The sequence below is a fragment of the Bartonella sp. MR168JLCBS genome (assembly GCF_042194175.1).
The window spans coordinates 1-300 of sequence record NZ_JBHIMP010000495.1; the positions used below are offsets into that span (position 1 = coordinate 1).

Here is a 300-nt window from a genome sequence, read left to right on the forward strand (position 1 = left end):
GTGCTGATGCTTATCGCGTTTGGAAAAAGCAATTAGTTGTTGATACCTTAAAAAACATGGAATCGATGATACCCTTGTTTCTCCTTTGATTGAATGTGAATACCACAATCGTCGACGAATCTTTAACAGCGCTTGCGACCCGGAAAGGTTACATTGTTGGTTTTAATCGCTATTTATCGCATGATGTTATCACACTTGAGGAATGTCCAGTTACATGTTTAGAGATTATGTCTAAACTAGATGATATCAAGGTATTTTGTGCTCTTTTAAGCAATTATACCAAGAGATTTCAGGTGTTGA

1 pseudogene is annotated in these 300 nt (G+C 36.7%); it reads left to right on the forward strand.

Features of this window, described 5'->3' with window-relative positions:
- Positions 1-95 precede the first annotated feature (95 nt).
- Positions 96-300, forward strand: a pseudogene (locus ACFIK8_RS12210) (hypothetical protein); the annotation flags it as partial.